The 15,953-nt window shown below is 65.6% G+C and carries 12 protein-coding genes; 3 read left to right on the top strand and 9 right to left on the bottom strand.

The annotated features are described in order from the left end of the window. Positions 1 to 1,349, bottom strand: a 1,349-nt coding sequence (locus C450_RS14435) for a hypothetical protein (protein ID WP_005044612.1), incomplete at its 3' end; no start/stop codon positions are given. 232 nt (positions 1,350 to 1,581) lie between these two features. On the opposite strand from C450_RS14435, the gene C450_RS14440 reads away from it, so the two are divergent. After that, on the top strand, positions 1,582 to 2,991 hold the full coding sequence (locus C450_RS14440; RefSeq protein ID WP_005044613.1) for a sulfatase-like hydrolase/transferase: 1,410 nt from the start codon (positions 1,582 to 1,584) through the stop codon (positions 2,989 to 2,991). A 133-nt stretch (positions 2,992 to 3,124) separates the two neighbouring features. Beyond that, entirely contained in the window at positions 3,125 to 3,709 is a 585-nt protein-coding gene (locus tag C450_RS14445) for a hypothetical protein (protein ID WP_005044614.1), read from the top strand. Positions 3,710 to 3,757: 48 nt separating this feature from the next. On the opposite strand, the gene C450_RS14450 is transcribed toward C450_RS14445, so the two are convergent. From C450_RS14450 to C450_RS14480, 7 genes are all read right to left on the bottom strand, one after another. Further along, positions 3,758 to 4,951: a hypothetical protein gene (locus tag C450_RS14450; protein ID WP_005044616.1), complete on the bottom strand. Its 1,194-nt coding sequence runs from the start codon at positions 4,949 to 4,951 to the stop codon at positions 3,758 to 3,760. After that, complete coding sequence (locus tag C450_RS14455) at positions 4,948 to 6,042, bottom strand: DUF354 domain-containing protein (protein WP_005044618.1); 1,095 nt, start codon at positions 6,040 to 6,042, stop codon at positions 4,948 to 4,950. Before C450_RS14455 ends, C450_RS14450 begins: the two co-directional genes overlap by 4 nt. Continuing rightward, positions 6,039 to 7,331, bottom strand: a complete 1,293-nt coding sequence (locus C450_RS14460) for a nucleotide sugar dehydrogenase (protein ID WP_005044619.1) — start codon at positions 7,329 to 7,331, stop codon at positions 6,039 to 6,041. Before C450_RS14460 ends, C450_RS14455 begins: the two co-directional genes overlap by 4 nt. After that, positions 7,328 to 8,449: a non-hydrolyzing UDP-N-acetylglucosamine 2-epimerase gene (wecB, locus tag C450_RS14465; RefSeq protein ID WP_005044620.1), complete on the bottom strand. Its 1,122-nt coding sequence runs from the start codon at positions 8,447 to 8,449 to the stop codon at positions 7,328 to 7,330. Before wecB ends, C450_RS14460 begins: the two co-directional genes overlap by 4 nt. Positions 8,450 to 8,705: 256 nt before the next feature. Further along, positions 8,706 to 9,941 carry a hypothetical protein gene (locus C450_RS14470; protein ID WP_005044622.1) on the bottom strand — a complete coding sequence of 412 codons (1,236 nt, stop codon included), beginning with the start codon at positions 9,939 to 9,941 and terminating at the stop codon, positions 8,706 to 8,708. 60 nt (positions 9,942 to 10,001) lie between these two features. Beyond that, positions 10,002 to 11,456, bottom strand: coding sequence for a PGF-CTERM sorting domain-containing protein (locus C450_RS14475; protein WP_005044623.1), 1,455 nt, complete (start codon positions 11,454 to 11,456; stop codon positions 10,002 to 10,004). Positions 11,457 to 11,675: 219 nt separating this feature from the next. After that, on the bottom strand, positions 11,676 to 13,190 hold the full coding sequence (locus C450_RS14480) for a PGF-CTERM sorting domain-containing protein (RefSeq protein WP_049910263.1): 1,515 nt from the start codon (positions 13,188 to 13,190) through the stop codon (positions 11,676 to 11,678). A 288-nt stretch (positions 13,191 to 13,478) separates the two neighbouring features. Here C450_RS14480 and C450_RS14485 point away from each other — a divergent pair, with 288 nt between their 5' ends. Beyond that, positions 13,479 to 14,594 (top strand): DUF354 domain-containing protein, encoded by a 1,116-nt coding sequence (locus C450_RS14485; protein ID WP_049910268.1) that lies wholly within the window; start codon positions 13,479 to 13,481, stop codon positions 14,592 to 14,594. Positions 14,595 to 14,653: 59 nt separating this feature from the next. Here C450_RS14485 and C450_RS14490 read toward each other — a convergent pair whose 3' ends face one another. Further along, the gene (locus tag C450_RS14490) at positions 14,654 to 15,898 is read right to left on the bottom strand and encodes an outer membrane protein assembly factor BamB family protein (protein ID WP_005044626.1); all 1,245 of its coding nucleotides are present in this window, start codon (positions 15,896 to 15,898) and stop codon (positions 14,654 to 14,656) included. Between the last annotated feature and the right edge of the window lie 55 nt (positions 15,899 to 15,953).

Raw genomic sequence — 15,953 nt, forward strand, 5'->3', positions numbered from 1 at the left:
GGAGCGAACTCCGAGAGCCCGGAGACGTACCGATAGAGCGCGATCGACCCGAGGATCGTCGAGAACACCATGATGAGCCCGACGTTCCGGAAGAACAGCTTCGAGACGCTCCCGACGAAGAAGACGAACGAGTAGGGGATCAGGACGACGAGACCGACGGTGAAGTACTTCACCAGCGCGGCGGTGTCGGGGGTGTCCCGGAGCCGGCCGGCGAGGCTCGTGAGCATCAGTAGACCGGCGAGCGCCGCGAAGATCGCGCTGACCGAGAACAGTTTCAGGAACACCTCGACGATGCCCGCCCCGATCGCGGTCAGCGAGTTCCCTCGACTGGCGACTGCCGCACCCGCGCTTGCACCGCCGGTCAGGAAGCTCAACAGCTCGCGCAACACCGCGTCGACGGAGTTCTCGTAGCGCCCTCGTCCGACCGACCAGAGCATGAACGACCCGATGACGAACATCGTCGGTCCGTAGAGGGTTTTGTGACCGGCGATCCGACTGTCCGGGCGCATCGATCGGTAGATGAACTGAACGCCGGAGATCGTGATGAACAGGATGATGAGATTCGCGGCCTGCTGTGGGTGATACAGCACCGACGCGCCCAGCACCACCGCGAACAGCGCCGTGAGCGCCGGCACGGGGTATCGGCTCTCGAAGACGTCGGCCGGACTGGTGAGATAGTTGATCAGGAAGTAGATCACGACCGGACTCAACAGCACGGCGTCGGTGATCGGGTGGGGCGTCATGTAGTTCATCCCGAGGTGGTTGATCGGGAGGAGGAGAAAGGCTGCGAGCCCACTGAGCAGCATTGCACCGCGGTGGCTGGTCATCGAGCGCACGCACAGCGGGATGAACACGACGAAAGAGAGGATGTACGCGAGCACCACCAGCAACATCGAGCGTGGGATCGTCGTCCCGACTACGCCCTTCATGAACAACGAGGTGGTGTGGATCCCGGGATAGAACAGTCCGAACGCGCTCAGCACGCCCTCGAAGAGGTCCTTCGTCCAGCCGAGGTGTGTCATCGCGTCGCCGGTGCCGTAGAAGAAGTAGTTCCGGATGATCGGCAGTCCGGCGAGTGCGAGCACTGCACCACCGCCGAGCGCGAGCCCGCCGAGGCTGAGATACCCCTCGGGCGCGTACAGCGTGACGGCGATCGCGATCGTGATCGCGACCGCGAAGCCGAGCCAGAACCCGATCGGGGTGGCGGTGGTGTAGATCGAAATCTCGTACCCCTCGGCCGGCGCGCCGTAGGCGTACAGCACGGCACCGGCGAGCGCGAGATAGCCGACGACGAGGGCGATCTTCTGCCCCCGGTAGGCCGGCGTGTCGGATGTGGTAAGCGTGCTCATCTGTAGGAGGGCCGCTCGATGCGGGCAGTTGGTGCTTTCTCTACCGTCCGCACTCCCTTTATTCCCATCGACTTCAGCCCGCGCGGGGTCGATCGGCTGATTGCATCGGTTCAACGGTCGAATGTGGCGCGTGGCTGGGTCGTGACGAACGGGCGGGCTGTGGCGAGCGGGCGGATGTGGCAAACCGGCGGATCGTGACGACTAAACCGGGTTGGCGGGTAGCATACCCATCATGGACCGGCCGAACATCGTCTGGATCACGCTCGAGAGCACGCGAATGGATCACACCTCGCTCGACGGCTACTCGCGCGACACCACCCCGAACCTCGCGCGAATCGCCGGGATGGGCGACGGTCGTGCGTTCGAGGACTGCCACACCCACGGCGTCTGGACGCTCACATCGAGTGCGTCGATTCTCACTGGCACCGTCCCCACTCACCACGGCGCGGGGATGGAAAACGACGTGATCCCCGAGGAGCTCGACACGATCCCCGAACGCCTCACCGAGCAGGGGTATCACACCTCGTGTCTCTCGCCGAACTCCCACCTGAGCTCGGCGACCGACCTCGACCGCGGGTTCGAGGAGTTCACGTGGCTGAGCGCGGACACGCTGTTAGAGGCTGCCGGCCCTCGTATCCTCGCGAAGTACCTGCTCAACTGCCGGCGACACGGTCCCGGCTTCACGACCGACACGCGGCGTCACGGCACGGGCTTTCTGATGAACGAGATCGCGAAGCGCCGGCTCGACGACTACGCCGGGAACGACGAGCCGTTCTTCCTCTACGCGCACTACGGCGACCCTCATCATCCCTACCACCCACCACAGCGCTATCTCGACCGGTACGCCGAGGATTTCGAGATGGACACCGACCGAGCGCGAAAGCTCGGGCTCTACCACCACGACAACCTCCACCAGCTCATCGCGGACGGCACTCCGTTCTCGCCGGACGAGTGGGACGCGCTCCACGCGCTCTACGACGCCGAGATCGCCCACACCGACGATCTCGTCGGCGATCTGTTCGACTACGCGAACCGCCTCGATCTCGACGATACGGTGTTCGTGATCACCGCCGATCACGGCGAGCTGTTCGGTGAGCACGGGATGCTCGCCCATCTCGTCGTCACCGACGACGCCGTTTCGCACGTGCCATTGGTGGTTCACGGGGCCGACGCGATCGCCGACCACGACGGCGAGACCGTCCAGCACGCGGACGTCATGCGGACGCTACTCGAAAGCGCTGGCGCGCGAACCGAGGGCCTTCATGGGGTCGATCTCGGCGAGGAAACCCGCGAGCACAGCCTGACCCAGCGCGGCGCGAAGCGCGCTTGCAAGAACCTCGATCGGTTCGCGGAGCTGAACCCCGACTTCGATCCGTCGCCGTACCACACCGCGACGCTCAGCGCGCTCCGCACGGGCGAGTTCAAATACCAGCGCAGCGACGACCGCGGCGAGCTGTTCGCCCTCCCCGACGAGACCACCGACGTTGCGGACGACCATCCCGACATCGAGGAGCGCCTCGACGAGACGCTCGACGAGGTGCTCGACACCGACGGCCAGCCGGCCTCCACCGAGAGCCGTGAGGGAGAGTTCAGCGACGCGATGAAACAGCAACTCTCGGATCTCGGCTACCTCGTCGACTGATCGAACGGGGCGGACCGACTCGTTGACCGGCCGCCGAACCCGCGACGCCACGCAGAATGCGGATATAATTGCTACTATCTCTGACGTCGGAGGGCAACGGTTAAGATGGCTGTGTGACGACGTTCGAGACGTGATGAGTCGGACAGTCGACGCGGACCCGAATCCGACCGTGCGCAGGATGTACGACGAACTCGGGGAGCTGTTGGAGCGGGGCGACGAAGCGTTCGTCGAGGAGGGCCCCGATATAGTGAAAAACGCGATCGCCGAGCCGGGGTTTTTCGACGGCGTCTCGACCGCACACGCAGACCAAGGTGGCTACACCCGCGAGAAAGTCATCGGCGATCCCGACGGCCACGTCGTTCGATATATGGAGTGGCCACCGGAGTACGCACTGATGCCGCACGAACACCACGGACGCCCGTGTTTCGAGGTGCTCGTCGAGGGACAGCTCGTGCTCTCGGATCTCTCGGCGACGACCGTCGGCGAGAACGAGTACACGTTCGACGTGATCGAAACCACGACCGCCGATCCCGGCGAGGCTGCCGTAGTCGATCCGCGCGAAAACGAGATCCACGCCGTCTACAGCCCCGTTCGCAGCCGATCACTCCACGTCTATCCCGACGACAACTGGGAGGCGTACGGCTACGTCCCCAAAGACGATTCCACCAGCGACGCGGTCGACGTCTACGAGCGCGAATCGTTCCAGCTCCGCGAATAAGAGGTATTTCGACCGCTCGATCCGTTCTCCCTACGGCCGGTTGGTCCTCTATGGCCGGTCGGTCTCGCTTCGGCGGCGCACTATCGCGGCCATCGCATAGCACATCCACGCCTGACTCCACCGCATGTACGGCGTCGTGTCGTCGAGGAAGCGTCCCTGTTGGCGGTAAAAGTACCCTTCTTCGTCGAAGAGATGCTCAACTGTCCAGCCGAGCACCTTCTCGGCCATCGCGAGGTTCGTCTCGCGGCCGTCACGGACAAAGGTCAGGATCGACTGGGCGGCGGCGTGGGCGTCGCGCGGATAGGACTGATCGTGTTCGAACTTCGGCGCGCCGTCGGGCTCGAACAGGTGCTCGCGGTAGAACCCGAGCCCGCGCTCGTAGGCGGCTTCGGTGCCCGAGACCTCGCCACCCGCATCGAGGTACTCCCGGAGCGATTCGAGCACGAACCCGGTGTGGAAGTTGTCGTGGCTGATCGGCGAGCCGTCGGCCGGCATCGAGTAGTGCCACGCGCCGCTTTCCTCCTGGGCCGAGAGCACGAACGCGATGAGTTCGTCGGCCCGTGCCATCAGATCGGTGTCGTCCGTTTCGGCCGCAACCAGCGCGAACAGCCGCGCGGCGAGCGCGTTGACGTTGATGACCACGAACTCGTCGTCGGTGGTGTAGGTGTACGCCTCGTGGCCGTCGATCGTCCGGGTGTTGATCTCGGTCCGGATGAACTCACAGGCCTCCTCGGCGACCGCGAGCGAGTGCTCGTCGCCAGTGAGACGGTGATGGCGCACGAACGCTTGGGCGGCGAAAACCGTGACGACCACCGACGGGTGATAGGCGGGCAGGAAGAACTTCCGCGCGTTCTGCCAGTCGAAGTTGTACCCCCAGCACGCGGTCTCGTACACGGGGGATCGATACTCGTCGAGCCAGTCGAGCAGCCGCTCGGCTCGGTCGAGATGATCGTCCTTTCCGGTCGCCTCGTGGAGTTCGAGATGGGCGAGCGCGAACAGCGCGATCCCCTTCGGGTTGCGCTCCTCGGGGATCGATAGGTGTCGGTGGAGCGTCGCCGGGAACGAGTTCACTCCGTGCATCCACACGAGCCGCGTGAACCAGTGATTCTCGAACGGTCCCGCGTAGGGGCTGTTCAACCCGTCATACGGATCCCAGCCGGCGTACTCGCGTTCGCGCGCCCAGTCGAGCGCGGTCGTACAGACGTCGTACGGCTCTGGAAGACTCGATTCGTCGCCGGTCATTGTCGAACGCTCCGGATCAGTTCGTTCGTCAGTTCGACCACTTCGTCTCTCACTGTGCGTGCGCGCTCGCGATCCGGTTCGACGTCGCTCGGATCGAGCCCTGCGATGTGCTCGATGATGGTCTCGGCGTCCCGTGAGTGGAAGATCCGGCCGTCGGCCACGAGTTCCTGATCGACCGAGAGCAGCGTGTTCGGGAAAAAGGAGACGGCGGGTTTCTCCATACATGCCGCCTCACGGGACATCGTTCCCGAACCGGTGAGCACACAGCGTGCGTGCCACGCGAGCTGGAGCCCGTTCACCGCGCCGTCCGGCACGTACACCGCGTCATCCGCGTACTCGCGGGCGTAGCTCTCGTCACCGCGCCCACGTGGGAGGTAGACGACGCCGATGTCGCGTTCGCTCGCCTCGGCAAGGAGGTCGGGGACGATCGAGTCGGCGTCGACGTACGCTGCCGTCAGCGCCTCCGGTCGAACCACGATGTACTCGCCGCTCGAAAACGGCAACCCGTCGAGGAAGGTGGGATCGGGATCGAACCCGGCGACGTAGACGTCCTCTTTGTAGCCATCGTAGGTGTGGATCGAGTCGGGATCAGCCCCCCATCGGGTCAGCTCCTCGGCCGCGAACGCGCGCGGCACCACGTTGTGTGTCGCGGCGGCCTCGAAGCGGTTGTAGAGCTCCTCGATCCACAGCCCGTCGACGTGGGCGGTGATGTCGTTGTCGGTGAAGTGGATCGAAGGGGTGCCCCGCGCTCGCGAGGCGAGCACGCACATCGCGTTGCGCGCCGACAGCGAGACGTCACACTCGGGCGCGCTCACCGCGAGCTGCATCGTACGGAGGGGGATGCCGAACTTCCGAACGAACGCGTTGTCGAAGTCCCGACCCACGACGCGGTGCTCGAAGCCGACCTCGCGGGCTAGCGAGACGGTTTCGGTCTTCTCTCGGACGGTGGTCGTCACCGAGACGTTCTCCAGTCCGCCAACGAGTCCATCGAAGAGGAACGGGTGAGACGGACTGACGAGGTCGATCCACACCCGCGCCGGAGTCGGTCGTACGGTGGTTTCGGCGCTCGCGTGGCGACTCTCTCCGCTCATAGTTCGACGACGGTGACGCCGGCCGCTTCCCACGCGGCGACGTCGAGGATTCCTTTCGCGTCGATCACGGTGTCGCCGTCGAGCTGTGCTGCGACCTCGATCGGATCGAGTGCGGCGTACTCGTCGTGGTCGGTGGCGATCACGGCCGCATCGGCCCCCGACAGCGCATCCGGTAACGACTCCAGTGCGAGATGGCTGTCGGTGACGTGCGGGTCGTGGAGCCGGACGTCGATACCAGCCTCGGCGTCCGTCGCACCCGTTCCCTCCGCACCCGGTGCCTGCGTCGCTCGCGCGCGTCGCTGGAGGGTCTCCGCCAGTCGAAGGCCGGGGCTCTCGCGGGCGTCGGCGACGTTGCCTTTGTACGCCACACCCAAAATCGCCACGCTCGCGTCCGCGATCGAGCCGAGTTCGCCTTCGAGCAGGTCCGTGACGTACGCCGCCATCCCGTCGTTGATCGCCCGGGCGCGCTCGATCAGATCGAGCCGATCCGAGCCCTGCCCGAGAAAGAGCGGGTCGATCGGGATGCAGTGGCCCCCGACGCCCGGCCCCGGCTGGTGGATGTTCACCCGCGGGTGGTGGTTCGCCAGTGCGATCGCCTCGCGTGAATCGAGGTCGTAATCGGCGGCGATGGTCGCCACCTCGTTCGCCAGCGCGATGTTCACGTCCCGATAGGTGTTCTGGAGGAGCTTGACGAACTCCGCGAGCGTGGGATCGTTCATCGTCCGGAGCTCGCCCTCGACGAACGACCCGTACAGCGTCACTGCCGCCTCGACCGACGCTGCGTCGACGCCGCCGATCGCGCGGTCGTTGTCGTGGAGCTCCGCGATCACGTTGCCCGGAAGCACCGTCTCGGGCGAGTACGCCAGCGAGAACTCTCCAACGTCGAGCCCGGAGCGTTCGAGTACGGGGCCGAGCACTTCGACGGTCGTTCCCGGCGGGACGGTGGATTCGAGGATCACGGTGTCGCCCGGCCGGAGTTCGGCCGCGACCGCCTCGCCCGCCGCCTCGACGTACGAGAGCTCCGCGCGCTCGTCCTCCAGCGGCGTCGGCACGCAGATCAGGTGGTAGTCCGCTGGCACGACCTCGCGAGTCACCGATAGCGACCCGTCGAGCGCGCTCGCGATGACGTCATCGAGGCCTGGCTCGTCGACGTCGAGCTCGCCGGCTTCGAGCGCGTCGAGCAGCTCGACGTCGACATCGTAGCCGAACACGTCGTGACCGGCTTCGGCGAGCACCGCCGCCGTCGGCAGGCCGATGTAGCCGAGACCGTGAACACAGACCGAACTCATCCTGTCACCCCCTCGACCGAGGCGGCCGGACCGAGGCCGACGGCATCGAGAATGCGCTCGGCACTCCGACCGTCGCCGAACGGGTTCTCCCAGTCGGTGGAGGTGTCGAGTGCCTCGCGCGCGCCGGCGACGATCTCGGCGGGCTCGACGCCAACGATCCGGTTCGCGTCGACCGCGACCGTCTCGGGGCGTTCGGTGTTGTCCCGAAGGGTGACACACGGCGTCCCGAGGATGCACGCCTCTTCTTGGACGCCGCCGGAGTCAGTGAAGACGAGCTGGGCTGTGCTTTCGAGTCGGAGGAAATCGAGGAAGTCCTGGGCTTCCGTGAGCCGGATCTCGTCGGGTACGTCGATGTCGAACGCGTCGATGCGATCGCGTGCTCGTGGATGGACCGGGTAGATCACGTCGAGTTCCGAGCGGGCGGCGAACTCCGCGACCCCGCGGAGCAGACTCGAGAACCGTTCGGCATCGTCGACGTTCTCCGCACGGTGGGCGGTCAGCAGACAGAACTCGCCGGCTGTGAGATCGTGAGCGTCGAGTACCTGACTCTTCTCGGCGGCGAGATCGCGGTAGCGCGTGACCGCGTCCACGATGGTGTTGCCGGTGACGGTGATGCGCTCGACCGGGATGCCCTCCTCGCGGAGGTACTGGGCCGCCTGCTCGGTGGGCGCGAAGAGATGGTCGGCGGCGTGATCGGCGAACACGCGATTGATCTCCTCGGGCATGCTGCGGTCGAAACTCCGGAGGCCGGCCTCGACGTGACCCACCTCACAATCGAGCTTGCTCGCCGCGACCGAGCCCGCGAGCACCGAGTTGGTATCGCCCTGGACCAGCACGACGTCGGGCGATTCGTCGAGCAGGACCTCCTCGATCGCGCCGATCATCGCGCCGGTCTGGGCGCTGTGGCTGTCCGACCCGATCCCGAGGTTGTGATCCGGCGTGGGGAGTTCGAGCTGGTCGAAAAAGACCGTGTCCAGCTCGTCGGAGTAGTGCTGGCCGGTGTGGATCACGCTGTAGCCGACGTCGCTTCGCTCGCACGCGTCGATCACGGGCGCGAGCTTGATGATCTCGGGCCGCGTCCCGAGCACGATCGTGACGGCCGTTTCACCCGCGTTCATCGGTCACCGCCCGGTCTCCCGTGTGGTCCGCGCCGGAACCCGACCACCCCCACGGCGGACGATCCGGGACGGCCAACAGCTTCAGTCGGCCACGTCGTAGATGAAGAGAGACAAGAGGGGCTGATCATGGTGATCTACTCACCGAGCACCGCCCCATCGTGCTTTGTTATGTACCGTTTACCTGGCATCGGCGGCATCATACACACCGTTCACGCAGCATGCTTATCAAACCTATCGAAACCGATCGGTGGTTCCCCTACGTATCGAGCGCCCGACGACGATCGAGATACGTCGCCACCGCGTACGCCATCCACGCCTCACACCACCGCATCAGGGTGATCCGCTTGGTGTAGAACCGTTCCTGACGGAAATGAAACCGGCCGTTGCCCACATAGAGGTTCCCGACGGTCCAGTCGAGGATCCGCTCGGCGACGTCGAACGCGCCCGCGCGGCTGAAGACGATGATCCCCTGGGCGGCGGCGTGGATGTCGCGGGGATGGGCGTTCGACTCGTCCCAGTTCGGCGCGCCGTCGGGGGCGAACAGCTCGTCGCGATAGAAGGCGAGCCCGTCGTCGAGGCTGTCGGCGTACCGGTCCGCGCCGGTGAGCTCTCGATGGCGGAGCAGCGATTCGATGACGAACCCGTTGTGGTGGTTGTCCATCGAGAGGTGTGACGCCGACGGCGGATCGCGATACATCCACCCGCCCTCCGGGCGCTGGCGCGAGACCACGTAATCCAGCAGTTTCTCGCCGCGCTCGCGGTGGATGGGGTCGTCGAACCGATCGGCGAGTTCGAGCAGCGTCACGCCGCCGAGCGCGACCGCGTTGAGCGTGTAGTGATCCGACGACCACGTCGGGACGTACTTCATCCGCGCGCCATCGGGGATCTCCTCGTACTCCAGATCCTCGTCGATGAACTCCGCGACCGATTCCACAACTGCGGGATACGCCGCGGCCGAGTCGGTGTCGAGACCTGCATCGCTCGCGGCGAGCAGCGCCCGGACCGCGTACGACGTCGAGACCATGTCGGGATACTCCGGCAGCCCCTTGATGTCGAGATGCTGGATCTCGTGGCGGTGTGCGCCACAGAACCCCGCGTACCCCGGCGTGCGGTGCTCGACCAACCACTCACAGCACTCGCGCGCCTCCGCCGCGTAGTCGACGCCGGCTGTCCGGCGGCTGCTCTCGGATTTGACTCCCTCGCCGAGACCGAGTCGGTCAGCGGTGAGGTTCGCCATCGCGAACAGCGCGGTGCCCTTGTAGTTCCGGCGCTGCTCGACCAGAAACAGCGGCCGGACGTTGACCGGCGCGCGCTTGATCGTCTCCTGAACCGCGATGTTGAGCCACTTGTTCTCGACCGGGATGGTCTGCAGGAGCCGGCTGCTCATTCCGTCGCCGTAGTCCCAGCCGGTGTACTCGCGCTCGCGTGCGTATCGCAGCGTCTCGCCGAGCAACTCTCCCGCGAGTCCTGTGGGGTCCGTCGCCTGACTCATACGGTGTTCTCGATCGCCAACGAAAAATCGGTCGTGGTTCGCGTCGCGCGACGCGAACGCCTATCGTTTACGGCGCGCGGCGACCAGTGCGGCCGCGAGCAGCGCGATCACGGCAACCACCGGGCCGAAGCCTGGCCCGAACGCCCCGCTGCCGCCGTCACCGCTCTCGTTGCCCGTCGCGTTGCCGGCGCTTCCGTTGTCGCCATCTTCACCGGCGGCGGCCGTCGCCTCGGCTGCGTCCTCGGTCGCTCCGTCTCCAGTGGCATCCGTCCCATCGGCCGTCGCGTTCGTTCCGTTCGCCGTCGTGGCGTTCGCCCCGGCGGAGCCGTTTGCGGCCGTGTCGTTCGTGGTGTTGGCTGCGCCACTCGTTCCGGTGACGAAGAAGCTGTCGTCCTGTGCACCGGTGGTGCTGTCGTCGTCGAGGCTCACGACCGAGCCGTCGTCGAGTCGGGTGATCGCGTACTGGCCCTCGGCGAACCCGGTCGTCGCGATCACCGACGAGCCGTTGGCCGCCGTCTCGAACTGGGTCACGACGTCGCCGAGCGAGCCGTTCTCGACTCCCTGAACCTGATAGCCCGTGCTCGCCTCTCCCTGATCGAAGTAGAGGCGTGCGCCCTGGTCGTATTCGCTACCGGCCCCAACTCGGCCATCGGCATCGATCGTGGTGACGTACCCGGTCGCGTTCGCGGGGGCGCCGTTGTTGGTCACCACCGCGTCCTCGGCCGGATCGAGGCTCCCGTTGAGCCGCTCGTCCTGGGTGTCGCCGGTAGTCTCGTAGAAGACCACGGCTTCGAGGCGCTGGCTTTCGTTGACGTTACTGTCAAGCGATACGGTGTAGTTCCGCGGGGTGTACTGTGCGATGATCGGCTCGGTGCTGCCGACGAGCTGGCCGCGTGAGCCGTTGTCGGCCACCGTGAACACCCCGATGTAGCCGGCGTTCGGCACGACACCCGACAGCGAGAGCGACTGGGAGTCGTTGAACTGGGAGGCGCTCTGGTTCGGGAGCGACAGCGACGCGGACTCGACCCGGTAGCCGACCGACACGGGCCCGTCGGTCGTGCCATCCGGTGTCGTGGTCGACACGCCGACCGAGTAGTCGCCGTCGCTGGTCGGCGTGGTCATGTTGGCGACTTCGACGAGGATACGGTCGCCAGCTCCAACCGGTACTCGTTGGCTGAAGTTGAGCGCGACCGCCCCGTTCGTGCTTTCGGCGACCTCGAACGCGCCGACCGTCCGCTGGTTGTCCGAACCGACGATCGTCACGCTGACGTCCTCACCACTTACGTTCGAGACGCTCCCGTCGAAGCTGTTGTCGGCCCCGAAGTCGAGCGTCATCGATCCCATGCCGTTCTGGACGACGGCGTCGCTTTGCTGGGTGACGACCGAGACGGGGAACTCCTGGACGTTCGTTCCCGGCGAGTGGGGATACGGTGCAGCCGTGTCGGCGTTGAGAGCCGCCGCGGGACCGCCGACCGCGACGGCTGCGACTGCCGATACGACGACGATCGCCGTCATCAACGCGCTGCGTCCTGCCTTCGTCATGGATGAGCGATGAGATGGATCATTGTGAGGTGTCTGTGTCTCCCGGCGTCGCCCATTTTGCTTGGGACGAGCGCTGAGAGGTCGTTGGCGGGGACCTCTCGCGTTGAGGGCTTTGTTATCCCCACCATACTCGTTCTCCCGATGCGAAACGTGGCGAAAAATAGGTTCCGGTTCGGGTGACGGAAGCGTGCGTCAGCGTCGCCGGGTCGCGAGCAGCGCAGCCGCGAGCACTGCCACCACCGCGGTGATCGCGGTGAAGCCCGGTCCGCCTTCCTCGGTCGCCTGGCCGCTACCGTTCGTTTCGCCGGCGTCGGTTTCGGCAGCGGTCGCGTTCGTCTCCTCCGTCGCTGCTGCCGTCGTGGTTGCCGCCTCGGTCGACGTTTCCATCGCCGTCGCGTTCCCTTCGTCAGCATCCGTCGTCGCGTTGGCGCTTTCGGTCGTCGTGTTGGCGGTTTCCGTGGCCGTTGCGTTCGTGGTTCCGTTGGTCGTGTTGGCGCTCCCGTTCGTTCCGTTGGCAGGACCAGCCTGCTGGCCGGTGACGAGGAAGCTGTCGTCGCCCGGGCCGGTCGTGCTGTCGTTGTCGAGGCTCACGAGCGAGCCGTCGTCGACGCGGGTGATCGCGTACTGGCTCTCGTCGAGGTTCGCGGTGTCGACGATCGCGGTGGCGTTCTCGGCGGTCTGGAACTGGGTCGCCGACGGACCGATCTCGCCGCCCTCGATCCGGCTGATCTGATAGCCCGTGCTCGCCTCACCCTGATCGAAGTAGAGTCGTTCGCCCTGATCGTACTCGCCGCCGGCCTGGAGCCGACCGTCGACGTCGATCGTCGAAATCGAGGTCGTCGCGTTCAGGAGTTCACCGTCGATCACGAGTGGATCGTCCTCCGCGGGATCGAACGTCTGGTTCTGACGAATGCTGACGGACAGTCCCGTGGATTCGGTGTACGCGACCGCAGTGAGGTTCTGGCTCGACGAGATTTCGCCGCTCACGTCGATGGTGTAGTTCGCCGGCTGCGGGCTGGTCGAGACGTTGGTCGCCCCGACGAGCTGGCCGCGGGAGCCGTCGTCAGTCGTGGTGAACACCCCGACGTACCCACCGCCCGGGACCGACGCCGTGAGGTTGAGCTGCTGGCTCTCGCTGAACTGCGAGAGGTCCTGATCCGGGACGGAGAGTTCGGGCTGGCTCACCGAGTACGAGACCGACGCTGGGCCGTCGGTTTCGCCGTCGGGCGTCGTGACGGTTCCGTCGATGGAGTAGGTGCCCGGCTCGCTCGGTGTCGTGAAGTTGCGGAACTTGACCGCGACCTCCGCACCTGCGCCCGCTCCCGACCCGATCTGAGGCTGGATGGTTCGCGGGAGCGTGATTTCGAGCTGGCTGCCGTCCTCGCTCGACGAGACGTTGACGTTCTCGATCTGGAACAGCGTACCGCCGCGGATCGCGACCTCGACGTCATCGCTGGTCACGTTCGCGACGCTGGCCTCGCTGCCGACGTCGAGCGTGATCGTGTCGATCCCGTTCTCGGCGGCGGCGTCGTCCGGCTTGACCGCGTACAGCGCCGTTCCGAGCGTGCTCGTGCCCGGCGTCAGCGGGTACGTCGACGCCGCGTTCCCCTCATAAGCGGCCGCGGAGCCACCGAGGAGCGCAACGCCGCCAACCGCCGATACCACTACCACCGCGATCACTGCTATCGTAGCAAATTTCCGTATCATGCGTTCGTGTCGGTTACAGACTCGTTTCGTCGCCACACCACTCGTCCCGAACGGACCGTGGTCGCGACGAAACCGTCCTTTCGGAAACCTCTCCGTAGAGCGGCTTTGTTATTCTTCGCATACTCGGACGCGGCGTCTCGATGGTTGGCCGACGATCGGCCCGCTCACGAATCCCACCTCCTCCTCGATACTGCGCGTGTCACCGATTTCGCCCTCGATCCGGATCGTCGTACCGAACCGGACCGGTGTGTTTACCAGGGACGAGTTCGTTCGCGTCGGCAGGGACACATGAGATATCTGTTTTTTACGAACACCCCTGCTCACGTTCATCTGTATAAACACGCTGCGGCGGCACTCGACGACCGAGGACACGATGTTCTCGTGCTCGCCCGGGACTACGGCTGTACGACGGAACTGCTCGAATACCACGGGCTTCCCTACCGGTGTTACGGCCACCTCGAAACCACGAAGTGGTCGCTGGTGCGCCAGCTCCCGCGCCACTACTACTCGATTCTCCGCTACACCCGGCAGTACGATCCCGATCGGATCTTCGGGATGGGCGCGTACGCCGCCCACGCCGGAGCGATCTCGCGCACGCCGGTCACGCTGATCCTCGATTCCGAGCCGACCTCGCTGGACCACGCCGTCTCGCGGCCGTTCGCCACGAGCATCCTCACCCCACACGCCTTCGGGAAGGATCTCGGTCCCAAACACTACCGCTTTCGAGGGTTCAAGGAATCGGCGTACCTCCATCCCGATGTCTTCTCGGCTCGCGACGACATCCGCGAGCAGCTCGGTGTCGAACCGGACGAGAAATACGTCATCTGCCGGTTCAACGCGTTCGGCTCGCATCACGACGTCAACCACTCCGGGATCAGTCCTCCCGAACGTCGCGAGCTCGTCGAGCAGCTCGCCGAGCGCGCCACCGTGTTCGTCTCCGACGAGAGCGACGCGATGGCGTTCGACGCGCTCGACGCACGGCCGTTCGATCTCCATCCCGGACTCCTCCACGACGCGCTTGCCGAGGCCCACCTACTGGTCGCCGACACCCAGACGATGGTGACCGAGGCCGCGCTGCTCGGGACGCCGGCGATCCGATCGAACTCCTTCGTCGGCGACTCGGACATGGGCAACTTCATCGAACTCGAGCGCGAGGGACTGATCTACAACATCGGCGCGTTCGAACCCGCACTCGAACGTGCGTGCTCGCTGCTCGACGACGAATCGATATCCGCGGAGTGGGCGGACAAACGCGACGACTACATCGATCGAACGGTGAATCTCACCGAGGTCATCGTCGACCTCGCCACGAGCTCCGACGGGCCCAACAGCGTTGCGGGACTCTCGCAGGGCGAACTGTCGGCTCGTCCACCCCGAGACGCGCCCGTGTCCGCCGACCGCTGAGTCGGGCGGCGCTCGATCCGCCGATATATCCCGGAAGAACCCACTGAACCCCTAGTTCGTCATTCAGTATACGAGAGCGCAACGACGCGGCCGTCGCCGTAGATGGCGTACACCTCGGCAGTTCCGTCACCGTCGGTGTCGGCGACCGTCGGATGAACGTAGATCGGCACGCCCCGTTCGTAGGACGCCAGGACGTCACCCGATCGTGGGTCGACGACCGAGACGATCCCGTCGTTCGTCGCGGCGACCAGCTCCGGGTCCGTGTCGGTATCGACGTCGCCCATGACCGGCGGGGGCATCATCTGCACCGATTCGGTCGTCAGCGTCGTCGTCCACTCGGTGCTCCCGTCGCTCGCGTTGAGGCTCCTGATTTTGCCGTCCTTGGCGACCGCGTACACCTCGGGGTCGCCGTCACCATCGCCGTCTCTGAGCGTGTGAACTGCCGCGAACTCGCCGAAATCACGCTGCCACTGTACCGCACCGCGTTCCCCGTCGATCGCCGTGACTCGCCCGTCGACGGTGGCCGTCACGATCTCCGTCGCCCGGTCGTCGTCGGCCTGTCCGGTCGTCATCCACGTGATCGACGACTCGAACGGCCGCGTTCGGTTCCACGCCTTCGTCCCTTTGTGATCGAACAGCACGAGCTGCCCGCTGCTGGTACCGACGACGACCTCTCTTTGACTGTCCGCATCGAAATCCTCGACCGCCGGCTGTCCCCACGTGTACGAGGAGAGAGTCTCCGTCCAAACGGCCGTTCCGTTGGGTCGGAGCACGAACACGGTTCCCTGCACGTCGACCACGACGAGTTCGTTCCCTCCATCGCCAGTCAGATCGGCGACCACGGGCTGTGTGTAGCCGTAGTCGGTGAGGTCGTACTGAAAGACCTGCTCGCCGGTTCGTGGCCGATACGCGGCGACTTCCTGCTCGGTCGAGGTCGCGATGACCTCCTTCGTGTCGTCGCCGACGAAGTCCGCGAGCGTCGGATCGGCGACCGCGTGAATCGTACAGTTCGCCGACGGAATCGGCTCCTGCCAGCGTGACGACCCATCAGAAGCGTTCTGTGCGACCAGCGCACACTGGTCGGTCTCGAACTCGCCGCTGACCGGGGCGAAAACCAGGCTGGAGCCGCCGACCCGTCCGACAGCCGGTGCGTGATGGTTTGACTGCGTGGCACTGGTGGTGTTGCTCACCCACCGCTCGGAGAGCGTCCCGCCCGAATCGGCGACGGCGCTGAAACCGAACACCGCCGTCCCGGCGAGCGCCACGACGACGACCGCCGCCGCCAGCGCGGTCCGCAACTGCATACCCGCGGTATCACACACCCATGAATAAGCTCTCCTGTCGCGCCAGTCGATTCGA

The sequence above is a fragment of the Halococcus salifodinae DSM 8989 genome (genome assembly GCF_000336935.1).
GTDB classification, from domain to species: domain Archaea; phylum Halobacteriota; class Halobacteria; order Halobacteriales; family Halococcaceae; genus Halococcus; species Halococcus salifodinae.

Excerpts from the sequence above, each read along its gene's own strand:
- C450_RS14440 (WP_005044613.1), top strand. The coding sequence starts at position 1,582 with ATGGACCGGCCGAACATCGTCTGGATCACGCTCGAGAGCACGCGAATG.
- C450_RS14445 (WP_005044614.1), top strand. The coding sequence starts at position 3,125 with ATGAGTCGGACAGTCGACGCGGACCCGAATCCGACCGTGCGCAGGATG.
- C450_RS14450 (WP_005044616.1), bottom strand. The coding sequence starts at position 4,951 with ATGACCGGCGACGAATCGAGTCTTCCAGAGCCGTACGACGTCTGTACG.
- C450_RS14455 (WP_005044618.1), bottom strand. The coding sequence starts at position 6,042 with ATGAGCGGAGAGAGTCGCCACGCGAGCGCCGAAACCACCGTACGACCG.
- C450_RS14460 (WP_005044619.1), bottom strand. The coding sequence starts at position 7,331 with ATGAGTTCGGTCTGTGTTCACGGTCTCGGCTACATCGGCCTGCCGACG.
- wecB (WP_005044620.1), bottom strand. The coding sequence starts at position 8,449 with ATGAACGCGGGTGAAACGGCCGTCACGATCGTGCTCGGGACGCGGCCC.
- C450_RS14470 (WP_005044622.1), bottom strand. The coding sequence starts at position 9,941 with ATGAGTCAGGCGACGGACCCCACAGGACTCGCGGGAGAGTTGCTCGGC.
- C450_RS14475 (WP_005044623.1), bottom strand. The coding sequence starts at position 11,456 with ATGACGGCGATCGTCGTCGTATCGGCAGTCGCAGCCGTCGCGGTCGGC.
- C450_RS14480 (WP_049910263.1), bottom strand. The coding sequence starts at position 13,190 with ATGATACGGAAATTTGCTACGATAGCAGTGATCGCGGTGGTAGTGGTA.
- C450_RS14485 (WP_049910268.1), top strand. The coding sequence starts at position 13,479 with ATGAGATATCTGTTTTTTACGAACACCCCTGCTCACGTTCATCTGTAT.
- C450_RS14490 (WP_005044626.1), bottom strand. The coding sequence starts at position 15,898 with ATGCAGTTGCGGACCGCGCTGGCGGCGGCGGTCGTCGTCGTGGCGCTC.